This is a genomic window from Bradyrhizobium nanningense (assembly GCF_004114535.1).
Lineage (GTDB): Bacteria > Pseudomonadota > Alphaproteobacteria > Rhizobiales > Xanthobacteraceae > Bradyrhizobium > Bradyrhizobium nanningense.
In genome coordinates, this window is sequence record NZ_LBJC01000019.1 from 65,251 (window position 1) to 77,997 (window position 12,747).

At 65.3% G+C, this 12,747-nt stretch carries 12 protein-coding genes; 6 read left to right on the forward strand and 6 right to left on the reverse strand.

The genetic code is table 11. The features are described 5' to 3' along the window. Position 1 precedes the first annotated feature (1 nt). Positions 2–1,234, forward strand: a complete 1,233-nt coding sequence (locus XH84_RS11920) for a cyclic nucleotide-gated ion channel (RefSeq protein ID WP_128920805.1) — start codon at positions 2–4, stop codon at positions 1,232–1,234. Positions 1,235–1,249: 15 nt separating this feature from the next. On the opposite strand, the gene XH84_RS11925 is transcribed toward XH84_RS11920, so the two are convergent. Both XH84_RS11925 and XH84_RS11930 read right to left on the reverse strand, forming a co-directional pair. Then, complete coding sequence (locus XH84_RS11925) at positions 1,250–1,750, reverse strand: DUF3455 domain-containing protein (RefSeq protein ID WP_128948306.1); 501 nt, start codon at positions 1,748–1,750, stop codon at positions 1,250–1,252. Between the two features lie 104 nt (positions 1,751–1,854). Beyond that, positions 1,855–3,069: an NADP-dependent isocitrate dehydrogenase gene (locus XH84_RS11930; RefSeq protein ID WP_128920807.1), complete on the reverse strand. Its 1,215-nt coding sequence runs from the start codon at positions 3,067–3,069 to the stop codon at positions 1,855–1,857. A gap of 349 nt (positions 3,070–3,418) precedes the next feature. Here XH84_RS11930 and XH84_RS11935 point away from each other — a divergent pair, with 349 nt between their 5' ends. Further along, on the forward strand, positions 3,419–4,618 hold the full coding sequence (locus XH84_RS11935; RefSeq protein ID WP_128920808.1) for a TrmJ/YjtD family RNA methyltransferase: 1,200 nt from the start codon (positions 3,419–3,421) through the stop codon (positions 4,616–4,618). A 138-nt stretch (positions 4,619–4,756) separates the two neighbouring features. On the opposite strand, the gene XH84_RS11940 is transcribed toward XH84_RS11935, so the two are convergent. Genes XH84_RS11940 through mddA form a run of 3 tightly spaced genes read right to left on the reverse strand, consistent with a single transcriptional unit; the run spans position 4,757 to position 7,261 of the window. After that, a complete protein-coding gene (locus XH84_RS11940; RefSeq protein WP_128920809.1) occupies positions 4,757–5,506 on the reverse strand; it encodes a PaaI family thioesterase in 750 nt (249 codons plus the stop codon). A 10-nt stretch (positions 5,507–5,516) separates the two neighbouring features. Beyond that, on the reverse strand, positions 5,517–6,494 hold the full coding sequence (locus XH84_RS11945; RefSeq protein ID WP_128920810.1) for an NADPH:quinone oxidoreductase family protein: 978 nt from the start codon (positions 6,492–6,494) through the stop codon (positions 5,517–5,519). Beyond that, complete coding sequence (gene mddA / locus XH84_RS11950) at positions 6,491–7,261, reverse strand: methanethiol S-methyltransferase (RefSeq protein ID WP_128920811.1); 771 nt, start codon at positions 7,259–7,261, stop codon at positions 6,491–6,493. Before mddA ends, XH84_RS11945 begins: the two co-directional genes overlap by 4 nt. A 147-nt stretch (positions 7,262–7,408) precedes the next feature. Here mddA and XH84_RS11955 point away from each other — a divergent pair, with 147 nt between their 5' ends. Next, positions 7,409–8,950: a bifunctional AfsR/SARP family transcriptional regulator/alpha/beta hydrolase gene (locus XH84_RS11955; protein WP_128920812.1), complete on the forward strand. Its 1,542-nt coding sequence runs from the start codon at positions 7,409–7,411 to the stop codon at positions 8,948–8,950. A gap of 173 nt (positions 8,951–9,123) precedes the next feature. On the opposite strand, the gene XH84_RS11960 is transcribed toward XH84_RS11955, so the two are convergent. Continuing rightward, positions 9,124–9,768: a TetR/AcrR family transcriptional regulator gene (locus XH84_RS11960; protein WP_128920813.1), complete on the reverse strand. Its 645-nt coding sequence runs from the start codon at positions 9,766–9,768 to the stop codon at positions 9,124–9,126. A gap of 246 nt (positions 9,769–10,014) precedes the next feature. Here XH84_RS11960 and XH84_RS11965 point away from each other — a divergent pair, with 246 nt between their 5' ends. Genes XH84_RS11965 through XH84_RS11975 form a run of 3 tightly spaced genes read left to right on the forward strand, consistent with a single transcriptional unit; the run spans position 10,015 to position 12,657 of the window. Beyond that, on the forward strand, positions 10,015–10,557 hold the full coding sequence (locus XH84_RS11965) for an OsmC family protein (RefSeq protein WP_128920814.1): 543 nt from the start codon (positions 10,015–10,017) through the stop codon (positions 10,555–10,557). Positions 10,558–10,592: 35 nt separating this feature from the next. Continuing rightward, on the forward strand, positions 10,593–11,726 hold the full coding sequence (locus XH84_RS11970; protein ID WP_164936428.1) for an acyl-CoA dehydrogenase family protein: 1,134 nt from the start codon (positions 10,593–10,595) through the stop codon (positions 11,724–11,726). A gap of 52 nt (positions 11,727–11,778) precedes the next feature. Next, positions 11,779–12,657, forward strand: coding sequence for a sulfurtransferase (locus tag XH84_RS11975; protein ID WP_128920816.1), 879 nt, complete (start codon positions 11,779–11,781; stop codon positions 12,655–12,657). Positions 12,658–12,747: the final 90 nt, after the last annotated feature.

A 12,747-nucleotide genomic window follows, 5' to 3' on the forward strand; every position in this document is an offset into this window, starting at 1 on the left:
CATGCGCCCCGTTCTGCGAGGGCGTCGGCTTCGCGATCCCAATATGATGGATCGCCTCTACGAATTGCTGGAGCACGACCCGCTGGCCTATTCGGCCGGGTCGCGCTTCATCCAGATCATCATCGGCGTCATCGTGCTCAATGTGGTCGCGATGGTCCTTGCTTCGGTGCCGGAGCTGGACGCGCGGTTCGGCGCGCTGTTCGAAGCCATCACCATCCTGTCCGTGATCGTGTTCGCGCTGGAATATCTGGCGCGGCTGTGGACCGTGGCCGGCCACACTCCGCGTAAGGGGTCCGCGCTGTCCGACCGGCTCGGTTACCTCTTCTCCACGCTCGGCCTCATCGACCTCATGGCGTTCCTGCCCGCTGCCATCGTGCTCGCCGTCGGCCGGCATGCGACGCTGGCGGCGCTCGGCGTGCTGCCGTTCTTCAAGCTGGTCCGCTATTCGCCGGCGATGCGCTCGCTGCTCGCCGCCGTGCATGCCGAGCGGCGCGCGCTGATCGGCTGCATCGTCATCCTGACCGGCGCTGTCTTGACCTTCGCCTCGCTGCTCTACGCCATCGAGCGCGACGTGCAGCCGGACAAGCTCGGCACCATCCCGCACGCGATGTGGTGGGCGATCGTGACGCTCGGCACCGTCGGCTATGGCGACGTCGTGCCGGTGACGCCGCTCGGCAAGCTGATCTCGACATTCGCCATCATCTCAGGCTTCGCCATGATCGCGCTGCCGGTCGCGATCATCTCCACCGCCTTTGCCGAAGAGGTGAAGCGGCGCGATTTCGTCGTCACCTGGGGCATGCTGGCGCGGGTGCCGCTGTTCTCGCATCTGGCGGCCGCGGAGATCGCCGACATCATGCGGCTGTTGCGCGCGCGCACCGTCGAGCAGGGCGAGGTCCTGGTGCGGCGGGGCGATGTCGCGTCGTCGATGTATTTCATCACCGCCGGCGAGGTCGAGATCGCGCTGCCGAGCCAGCATGTGCGGCTTGCCGACGGCACCTTCTTCGGTGAGATCGCGCTCTTGCACAAGACCAAGCGCAGCGGCACGGTGACGGCGACGCGCAAGACGCGCCTGTTGGTGCTCGACGCCCAGGATTTTCACGCTCTGATCGCGCGCATGCCGACGCTCGCCGACCACGTCCACACCACCGCCAAGGCAAGGCTTGCCGATAGCGGCGATCTCGCCGCGGCAGAACTTGCGCAGGCGGAGAAGGGCGGCGGGGGCGAGACGAGCTGACGTCGCGGCCGCGTCTCAGCCCTTCTTCAGGAAAACATACTCCGCCGAGTAGGGCGCGCTTCTGAACTCGCCGGCCTTCTCGCATGCGCCATCGAGCTTGCCGCCATGGGTGTTGATGCGCTGGATCGTAGTGACCGGCGTCAGCGTACCGCTACCGCGGCGGGCGGTGACTTCCAGCTTCAGCCAAGCGATATCGATCGCCGTCGCGCCCGGCGTGTTGCCGGCGGCCTTGCCGACCACCGCACTGCCGTCGGCGAGTTCCCAGTTCGGGCCGGCATAGTGCCGCCCAATCGTCTTGCCGTCGGACAGCAGCGTCGCGATCGGCTCGCGGAAGGCCAAGGCGAGCTTGCCGTCGGGGCCGGCCTTGCACTCATAGACCTGCGCGCCTTCGGCGTGGACGCTGAGCACGACGCTCTCGCCGGGCGCGGCGATGGCCTCGGGAAGCGGCTCCGCGGCTGCGGCCGGCCCGATCAGGGCCGCGAGCAGCATTGTGGGGACAGTAAGCTTGATAGACATGATCGTATCTCCGCGCGAAGGCCTCAAAAAAGAAACGGGCCGCGCTTGAAGGGCGCGGCCCGTGATGATGTCTGGCCCAGTCGGGCGGAATTGCGGATGGCCGATTAGGCCGCCAGCGCCTTCGTCAGGTTTTCCGCGACCTTGTCGAGGAAGCCGGTGGTCGAGAGCCAGCGCTGGTCGGCGCCGACAAGCAGCGCGAGGTCCTTGGTCATGTAGCCTTGTTCGACGGTGTCGACGCAGACCTTCTCCAGCGTGTTGGCGAACTTGGCGAGCTCGGCATTGTTGTCGAGCTTGGCGCGGTGGGCGAGGCCTCTCGTCCAGGCGAAGATCGACGCGATCGAGTTGGTCGAGGTCTCCTTGCCCTTCTGGTGCTCGCGATAGTGGCGGGTCACCGTGCCGTGGGCGGCCTCGGCTTCCACCGTCTTGCCGTCGGGGGTGAGCAGCACCGAGGTCATCAGGCCGAGCGAGCCGTAGCCCTGGGCGACCGTGTCGGACTGCACGTCGCCGTCGTAGTTCTTGCAGGCCCAGACATAGCCGCCGGACCATTTCAGCGCCGAGGCCACCATGTCGTCGATCAGGCGGTGCTCGTAGGTCAGGCCCTTCGCCTCGAATTCCTTCTTGAACTCGCGGTCGTAGATGTCCTGGAAGATGTCCTTGAAGCGGCCGTCATAGACCTTGAGAATCGTGTTCTTGGTCGAGAGATAGACGGGGTAGTTGCGCAGCAGGCCGTAGTTCAGCGAGGCGCGGGCGAAGTCGATGATGGAATCGTCGAGATTGTACATCTCCATGGCGACGCCGGCCCCGGGCGCCTTGAACACTTCCTTCTCGATCACGGTGCCGTCCTCGCCGACGAACTTCATCGACAGCGTGCCCTTGCCCGGGAACTTGAAGTCGGTGGCGCGGTACTGGTCGCCATAGGCGTGGCGGCCGATGATGATCGGCTTGGTCCAGCCGGGAACCAGGCGCGGCACGTTCTTGCAGATGATCGGCTCGCGGAAGATCACGCCGCCGAGGATGTTGCGGATGGTGCCGTTCGGCGACTTCCACATCTGCTTGAGATTGAACTCCTTCACCCGGGCTTCATCAGGGGTGATGGTGGCGCACTTGACGCCGACGCCGACCTTCTTGATCGCCTCGGCGGCGTCGATGGTGACCTGATCGTTGGTGTGGTCGCGGTGCTCCATGCCCAGGTCGAAATACATCAGCTCGACATCCAGGAACGGGGTGATCAGCTTGTCCTTGATGTACTGCCAGATGATCCGGGTCATCTCGTCGCCATCGAGTTCGACGACGGGATTGGATACCTTGATTTTTGCCATGATCGGGGAAGCCTCTTGGGAACGGCGCTTGCGGCGCACCACGTGAATATCCGCCGCCTCTTAGCACCGGACCGCGGCGGGCGAAAGCCAAGGGATTATGCACTTTTAGCCGATCCAGCCCCCACAGATGGGAAGCCGGGCCCGGCCGCGCCGGGCGGGCAGGGATGAGGTTTCCAGCGAGATTCAAAAGTCGAATCCAACCCGTTATTTCCCTTGAGAATTTTGTCAGGACAGGCAAACGACAGGCGGACAACCCGGCCGGCCCAATGCGAACCTGATAGGCCGGCTTGAATCAATTCCTGAGAGCGCCTTGCCAAGGCCTTGAGAGACAGAGTGAAAGCAAAGCGAGATGTCGGGGACTGACAAGAGCAAGGCGGGGCTTTCCCTCGACGGTCCCATCGTGATCCTGGTCGAGCCGCAGCTCGGAGAAAACATCGGCATGGCCGCGCGTGCCATGGGCAATTTTGCGTTGTCGGCGCTGCGCATCGTCAACCCCAGAGACGGCTGGCCCAACCTCGCCGCCCAGCGCGCCGCGGCCGGCGCGGACCATATTCTGGAAAAGGTGGAATTGTTTGGCACGGTGGAAGAGGCGGTCGCCGACCTCGACCTCTTGTTCGCCACCACCGCGCGCCCCCACGACCAGGCCAAGCCGGTGGTCGGACCGGAGGCTGCGGCTAGCGAGATCGCCGGGCACGTCGCGACCGGCGGCAAGGCCGGTATTCTGTTCGGCAGGGAGCGCTGGGGGCTGACCAACGAGGAGGTCGGGCTCGCCAACCGCATCGTCACCTTCCCGGTCAATCCGGGCTTCGCCTCGCTCAACCTCGCCCAGGCCGTGCTGCTGGTCGGCTATGAATGGTTCAAGCTGATGACGTCGGGCGAGTTGCCGCACGCGATGCCGGAGCGCTCCGAGCGCGCCTCGCAGCACCAGATGCAGGCTTTCTTCGACAACCTCGTACGCGAGCTCGACAAGGTGGAATTTTTGCGTCCCGCCGAGAAGCGCGACACCATGCTGGTGAACCTGCGCAACATCTTCACCCGGATGGAGCCGACCAAGCAGGACATGCACACCCTGCACGGCGTGGTGATGGCGATCGCGGAGGGGCGCAAAGGCCCGGCCAAGGGCGGCGTGCTCGACGGCGAGCAGGCAACGCGCCTGCGCGCGCTTCTCGCCGAGCAGGGGCAGGGCGGCGGCGTCTCCGACAGCGGCTCGACCGTGCGCGGCCTCGCCCGCCTGCTCCGCCGAAACCCGACCGACGCCGAGCGCCTGCTTTGGCAGGCCCTGACCCGCGACCGCCGTTTCGCCGGCCAGTTCAAGCGCCAGACTCCGGTGGGGCGTCACATCCCGGACTTCGTCTCCTTCCCGCACCGGATCGCGATCGAGCTGGTCAACCCGGGCGAGGGCGACGCGATCGCTGCGGACCGCGCGGGGCGGCGGAGCTGGCTGGAGGCGCGGGACTATCGGGTGCTCGACATTCGCGCGGCGGATGTGGAGCGCGATCTGGAGGCGGAGTTGGTGCGGCTGCAGGGGATGATGGGGCACAGCGCGTAGGTTGCGTAGCGCGAAGGTTTCGTAGGGTGGATTAGCCGAAGGCGTAATCCACCAAAATCTGGCGCGGCGACCGAAGTGGTGGATTACGCCCACGGACCGCGCTGTGCGCGGGCCGCGAGCTAATCCACCCCTACGCACTTAGCGTCCGAGCTGCACCTTCCGTTCTACCGCGATCCATGTCGTCTTCGCCACAGCCAGCAACTTCCCGGCTTCATCATGCAGCGCGGCTTCGGCCGTGCGCTTGCGGCCGTCGCGGCCGGTGGGCCAGGCGGTGATGATGCAGGGCTCGCCGGGGCGGGGGCGGGCTTCGATGCGGGCTGACATCCGTCCGAGCAGGAGCGGGGTGTTCTCGAAGCTGCCGCTCCGTGAATCGTAATTGCAGGCAAAGCCGGTGGGGCAATCGAGCGCGGACCAGAGAAATTCGGGCGCGACGAGGCCATCCTCGGCGGCAAGATTCGGGTCGGGTGCCCAGCTCGCGGCGAGAACGGGGGTCTGCGCATAACGGCGGAGCGGGCCGGCGAAGATGCGCAGGCCATCGCCTTTCGTCCTTGCGGGACCGCAGACGAAACAGTTCGGCAGCGGATGCTCGTGCGGCCTGAACAACGCGAGCAATTCGGCCGTGCGCGCTTCCGGCAGGCTGGCGATCTCGACCCGCGCAAGCTCGACGCTCGCGGCGCGGCCGGTGGCGACGGCCTTGCCGCCGTCGCGAAGCTCCCATGTGCCGTCATTCGTCGCGATGGCATCGAGCGGCGTGTCGAGGGGCGGCGGCGCGCGTAGCGTTACCTCCGCAGGTCCGGGAATGTGCCGGGCCAGCCGGCCGCAGACATAGCCGCCGTTGCCGGAGTTCGGAGGGCCGCAATAGCGCTTGTCGATGATGATCTCTGTCATGGTGCGCACTCTACCTGATCCTGAGCACAATTCGTCCTTGAACGGTCCGGTTGGCCACGGCGCGCATGGCCTCGGTCACCTCCTCCAAAGGGAGGACGCGGTCGATGTGAGGGCGGATTTGTCCGCCGGCCAGCAATTGCACGAGCGACTCGTTCATGCGCGCCGCCTCCGCGGGGAATTTTTCCGCCCAGGCGCCGACAAAGACGCCGATGATGGAATAGTTCTTCAGCAGCGGCAGGTTCATCGGCAGTGACGGAATCTCGCCGCCAGTGAAGCCGATCGGCATCAGCCGTCCGCCCCAGGCCATCACACGGGCCATCTGCTCGAATATCGCGCCGCCGAGATTATCGAAGCCGATGTCGATGCCATTGCCGCCGGTGATCGCCTTGATCCGGTCGCGCAGATCTTCGCTGCGATAGTTGACGACCGCGCCGGCGCCATAGCCGCGAACCAGGGCCGCCTTGTCGTCGGAGCCGACGCCGGCGACGATACGCAGGCCCAGATGGCGGGCGAGATCGACCACGGCAAGTCCAACACCGCCGGCTGCCCCCGTGACGAACAGCGTTTCGCCACGCTGCGCTCGTGCCCGCTCGACCAGCGCATAATAAGCCGTGCCGTAATTATGCAGGAAAGCCGCTGCGGTCTCGAACGAGACGCCGTCGGGCAACCGCACGCACTTGGATTCCTTCGCAATCATCCGTTCGGCGTAGCAGCCGGTCCAGCTGCTGCAGGCTATGCGATCACCGGGCGCGAACTTGGTCACCTTGTTGCCGGTTGCGACAACGGTTCCGGATGCCTCCGTGCCCGGCACGAAGGGCGTCGGCGGCCGCATCTGGTAAAGACCGGAAACCAGCAGCTGGTCCATGAAGCTTACCGAGGCCGCATGGACGTCGATGAGAATATCGTGAGCGGCGGGCTGGGGCACATCGATCTCACCGAGGCGCAAATCGCCAGGTCCGGTGAACGAGTGGCAGAGAATGGCTTTCATCGCGGCGCTCCGACAGGCCGACGATCTTCGTTGCGGCGGCGCGCGAACAGACCTGGCACGAGCATCGGAACGCGCCGGCGATATTCTTGATACGTCGCCCCGAACACGGCGATCAGGTCGCGCTCTTCGAACTGCAATGCGACCAGGATGTAGGCCGTGTTGGCGAGCGCGAACAGCAGATGGCCTCCGGTCATCGCGGGCGTGGCCCAGAACGCGAGTAGAAAGCCGAGCATGATCGGATGCCGCACGACCTTGTAGAGCAGCGGCGTCCGGAACGACTGGCGGGGCATCTCGGCCCCCCGCAACGCGAGAAAAGCCTGGCGCAAGCCGAACAAATCGAAATGATCGATCATGTGGGTCGAGGCGAACGCAATCAGCCAGCCGAGCCAATGCACGGAGGTCAGCAACCAGGCCGCAATTCCGCTTGCCTGCCAGACCGGTGCAGGGATCGGCCGCCACTGCCAGAACAGCAAGAGAAGGATCAGGCTGGAGAGCAACACATAGGTGCTGCGCTGACAGGCCGCGGGAATGAATTCGGCCAGCCATCGCTTGAAGGCCGGGCGTGCCATGACGCTGTGCTGGACGGCGAACAGGCTCATCAGCAGCAGGTCGACGACGATGGCCTCGCCAACATTCGAAGCCGGGCCGACGTCGATGGACTTCGCCACGACATAATTGCCGACGAAACCGAGCGCGTAGAGAAATGAAACCGTGAAGATGGCATAGCTCACGAGGCCGTAGAGCAGGATTGCGAGACGGGTGAACATGGTTTTTCCTATTGTCCTGATGGCAACGGTGCCGCATGCAGAGCCCGAGCGCTCGCTGGCGAGCAGGCTCGATCCGGCCCGACCGTACCCGCCGGACCGTCCCCTGCGCGTCCCCCGGGGGACGCAAGCCGGAAGAAGAGGATTTCCATGACGGCTTTCTCGCTGGAGACGTTCGGGTTCCCCGAGGTCTACGCCGACGGCCGCCCGATCAAGCTGGCCTTGCGCAAGGGGCTTGCGCTGCTGGTCTATCTCGGGGAGGCCAAGGGCGTCGTCGCGCGCGAAATCATGGCCACGCTGCTGTGGCCGGAGACGCCCCGGGTGACCGGCCTTGCGCGCTTGCGGCGGCTGCTTCACCGCGTCGAGCTCTCGCTTGGCCAGTCGGTGTTCGAGACCGACCGCACCAGTCTGCGATGGTCGCCGGACGTCGAGCTGAACCTCGACTCGCGTCGGTTCGAGGACGCCTGCGATCGCAGCGCGTTCGAACAGGCCTGCCTGATTTACCGGGGCGACTTCCTGGCGGGCTTCGCTCCGGAAGACTGCCCCGAGTTCGACGACTGGGCGTTCTTCCGCCGCGAGGCGCTGCGGGGGCGGCTGGTGCATGCGCTGGAGCGCCTCGTGCAGGACAAGAACGCGGCCGGAGATCATTTTGCCGCGACAGCACATGCACAGCGTCTGGTCGAGCTCGATCCGCTCAGCGAAGTGTATGGCCGGCACTTGATCCGCAGCCTGCTGCTGGCCGGCGACCGTAGCGCGGCGGAGCGGCATCACGCGGCGCTGACGCAGCGGCTGCGGGACGAACTCGGCGTCGCGCCGGAGGCTGAGACCGAAGCGCTGATGAGTCCGGCTGCGGCACCGCACGCCGCTCCGATGACGCGCTACGTGAAGGGCGCCGGGGTGCATCTGGCCTATCAGACCTATGGCAGCGGCCCGCTCGATATTTTGGTGATGCCCGGCTTCGTGTCGCATGTGGAGCGCGCCTGGGAGAGCCCTGCGAGCCGGACGTTCCTGGCGTCATTGATGAAGCTTGGGCGTCTCATCGTGTTCGATCGTCGTGGCATCGGGCTGTCCGACCGGGTCGGATCGGCGCCTGGTATCGACGTCACCGCCGAGGATATCGGCACCGTGCTGCGCGCGGCGGATTCGCGCCGCGTCGTGCTGTTCGGCGCGTCCGAATGCGGGCCGGCTTGCGTCAAGTTCGCGGTCGAAGAACCGCGACGTGTCGCCGGGCTCATCCTGTTCGGCGCGCTGGCCAAGGGCTGCTGGTCAGAGGACTACCCGCATGCATTGCGCGCCAGTCAGTATGACGCCTGGAGCAGGCATCTGATCGCGCAATGGGGCGGACCGGTTGGAATCGAGACCTTCGCGCCCAGCCTTGCGGGCGATCCCCAGGCGCGCGCTTGGTGGGCCGGACTGCTGCGCGCGGCGTCCAGTCCCGGCGGCATCTCGGCCGTGCTCGAGGCGTTCCGCGACGCCGACGTGAGGCGCCTTCTACCTGAGATCACCGTGCCGACGCTGGTCCTGCACCGGCGCGGCGATCAGGCTGTGCGGATCGCTGCCGGTCGCGACATTGCGAGCCGGATCAAGGGCGCAGAGTTCGTCGAGCTCGACGGCAACGATCACTGGTTCTTCGCCGGCGATCAGCAGCCGGTGCTCGAGGCGATCAGGGCATTTGTCGAACGCATCCTTTAGGGTGGGTTAGCCGTAGGCGTAACCCACCATCTCTCTCGCGGCGACGAAAGTGGTGGATTACGCTTCGCTAATCCACCCTGCGCACGAAGTGCCGTAGCCCGGATGAGCGGAGCGATATCCGGGAAGAGGTCCCGCATGTCGCTCCGCTCATGCGGGCTAAGAGACCGGAGGAATCACACCGCTTCCAACTGCTCCGCGCGCTTCTTCTTTGACTTGGATTGGCCGAGCAGGGGGCCTGCCGTGAGCGCCGCCGTATCGGCCACGCCAGGGTCGCGCGAGATCATCGCGGCGACGATGGCGCCGTCGATGAGCAGGCCGAGCTGGTGCGCGAGCACGGCAGGCTCACTCGAGCCCAGCTCGCCGGCGAGCTTCTCGATGTGGCCGAGCACGATCTTCTTGTGCTTTAGCGCGATGTTGCGGAACTGCTTGGCGTCCTTGTCGTGCTCGCCGACCGCGTTGATGAAGGGGCAGCCGTAGAAGCGTTCCTCCGCGAACCAGCTCTTCAGCGCCGGGAAGATGCGCGTGAGCTTGGCCTGCGCGTCGCCGCCGCCTTCTTCCATGGCGGCGATGAACCATTCGCGCCACTGCTTGCCTTCGCTTTCCAGCACCGCGTTGACGAGATTGGTCTTGGAGCCGAACAGCTTGTAGAGCGTGGTCTTCGCGGTGCCGGCCTCTTCGATGATCGCATCGATGCCGGTGGCGTTGATTCCGTTCTTGCAGAACAGATGCGAGGCGGCGCTGAGCAGGCGCCCGCGCGCGGATTCGTCGTCGCCAGCGGCGGCGTGGGGCGAGGTCTTCTTCGATGACGTCTTTGCCATGATGATGAACTTACCCGCAGCCGCGCGGTATCATCAAGCCGCATCTGTTTCGCGCCGAAAAGATTCGCACGGCAAGCCGCATCTGCATCGCCTTTGGGCAAACTGCGGCTGATCAGTCCCCAGGCAGTCATCGCTAAGCGGCTCCATTACCTCGCATTTCGTTTTCGGCCCCCTTTGGCACGCCCTATGCAAGGAAACAGACCGTTCGGTATCCTGCCGTTTTCCACGGCTGCCAGGGAGAAGATGATGACTGCCGTCGTTCAAAAGACAGTGCTGACGGGGTGCCTTGCGCCCATCGACAAGAATGGCCTCGAGCAACTGATTGCGAGCGGCAAAGCCAACCCGAAGATCGTCAAGACCTTGAAGTGCAAGACGGTCGCGGAAGGAAAATTCCGCCACGCCAACTACATCCGCAATCTGCCGCCCTACATTGTCGACGAGCCGCCGGGCCTGTTGGGTGACGACACCGCGCCCAATCCGTCGGAAGCCTCGCTCGCCGCGCTCGGCTCGTGCCTTGCCGTCGGCCTGCACGCCAACGCCGTGCACCGCGGCTGGATCGTCAACAAGCTCGAGCTCGAACTCGAGGGCGACCTCAACATCACCGCGGTCTGGGGCACCGGCGACACCTCGGACAAGCCAGTCGGCTTCACCGACGTCCGCGTCAAGGTCGACATGGCGTGCGAGGGCATTGCGCAGGACGAGATCAACGCGCTGGTCGCCCATGTGAAGAAATGGTCGCCGGTCGCCAACACTTTCACCCGCCCGGTCAATCTCGAGGTCGGCATCTAGCCGACGGCAACCAGGACAAGGTGCGGGAGACGATCATGGGTTCACTGGCTTTATCGCGGGTCGACGTTTTGGATCAGCCCGCACCGTCCATTGCAGGCGAGGTGGCGCGGATTGCGCGGGAGCAGCTCGCGCCGCTCGCCGCCGGCATCGACGACGGTTCGGTCTATCCGGCCGACGTGCTTCGCAAGTTCGGCGAGATCGGCGCCTGGGGCAGTCACATGCCTCATGAGGGACCTGCCGACCTGCGCTGCGCGATCCAGGCGATGGCGGCGATCGGCGAGGTCTGCGGAGCGACTGCCTTCATGGCCTGGTGCCAGAACACGCTGGTCTGGTACGCCGCCAACTCGACCAACATGAAGCTCGCCAAGCGCTTTGGCGATGCGTTCTCGACCGGCCGTGTGCTCGGCGGCACCGGGCTCTCCAATCCCATGAAGAGCTTCTTCGGCATCGAGAAGCTGAAGCTGAAGGGGCGAAAGGTCGAGGGCGGCTATATCGTGCGCGGTGCGCTGCCCTGGGTCTCCAATCTCGGTCCCGACCATTATTTCGGCGCCATTTTCGAGCGTGAGGACGAGCCGGGCATCGCAAGTGGCGAGCCCGGCACTGTGATGTTTCTGGCCGATTGCTCGGACCCCGCCGTCACGCTGACGCCGTGCAAGCCGTTCCTCGCGATGGACGGCACCGGCACTTATGGCGTGCAGTTCCGCGACGTCTTCGTGCCGGACGAGCTGATCCTCGCCGATCCCGCAGGCCCCTTCGTGAAGAAGATCCGCGCCGGCTTCATCCTGCTGCAGGCCGGCATGGCGCTCGGCCTCATCAAGGACTGCATTAACATCATGAGCGAGGTTGATGGTCCCCTCGGCCATATCAACCGTTATCTGCCGCAGCAGCCGGTGCATTTCGGTGATCTCGCCGCCGAGATCGAGTCCGAGACCATGGCGCTGGCTCGCGATCCCTATAACGAGGAGGAGACCTACTGGCGCAAGGTGATTGCGCTGCGCTTGCGCGCCGGCGAAGCCAGCGTCGCGGCGGCGCATGCCGCGATGCTGCATTGTGGCGCGCGCGGCTACCTGAAGAGTCACCGCGCGCAGCGGCGCCTGCGCGAGGCCTATTTCGTCGCGATCGTCACGCCGGCCACCAAGCAGCTGCGCAAGATGCTCGCTGATTGCTGAGCTTCACGAGTCCACCCCAGAAGACCACTTAACCTCAACGGAGAGGCTGCCAATGACGGACGTTCTGATCTCTGCCAGCGAACTTGCCGATCTCTTGAAGCTCGAACCGTGTGTCGTGATCGACACCCGCAATCCCGACGCCTATGGTGCCGGGCACCTGCCGGGCGCCGTGAACGTGCACGAGATTTTCACGTTTCTTGCGACCTCGACGCCCGAGGGCATCAGCGAGCTGAAGACCAAATTCGCCGACGCCTTCGGTGCCGCCGGCCTCTCCGGCAAGGAGACGGCCGTGATCTACGAGCAGTCGATGAATTCCGGCTTCGGCCAGTCCTGCCGCGGCTACTATCTCCTCGCCATGCTCGGCTATCCCAAGGTCAAGGTGCTGCATGGCGGCTTCGACGCGTGGGCCGCCGCGGGTCTTCCGGTGACGAAGGATGTCCCGGCGCCGGCCAAGGCTTCGTTCGCGATCGTGCCGGAAGCCGGCGAGATCCTGATCGACGCGAAAACCATGCTCGCCGCGGTCGGCAAGCCCGGCATCGCCATCCTCGACGTGCGCGACGTCGACGAGTGGATCGGCGACAGCTCGTCTCCGTACGGCAAGGATTTCTGCCCGCGCAAGGGCCGCATCCCCGGTGCGGTGTGGCTGGAATGGTACCGCATGATGAAGCCGACGGCCGAGGGCCCGCGCTTCAAGTCCAAGGACGAGATTTTGGCGGAATGCGCGACCGTCGGTATCACGCAAGCCACACCCGTCTACCTCTACTGCTTCAAGGGCGCGCGGGCCTCGAACACGTTCCTGGCGCTCAAGAACGCCGGCGTGAAAGACGTGCGGATGTATTTCGGCTCCTGGAACGAATGGTCGCGCGATCCATCGCTGCCGATCGAGCAGGGATTGCCGGTGGCCTCCGACGTCACCACCAAGGCGGCGTGAGCGCGCGCCTCGTCCCTCGAGACGACCGCTTCGCGGTCTCCTCAGGATGAGGCTCAGCGGCATCGGTGTCTGTTGCTTCCGTTGCCGCGC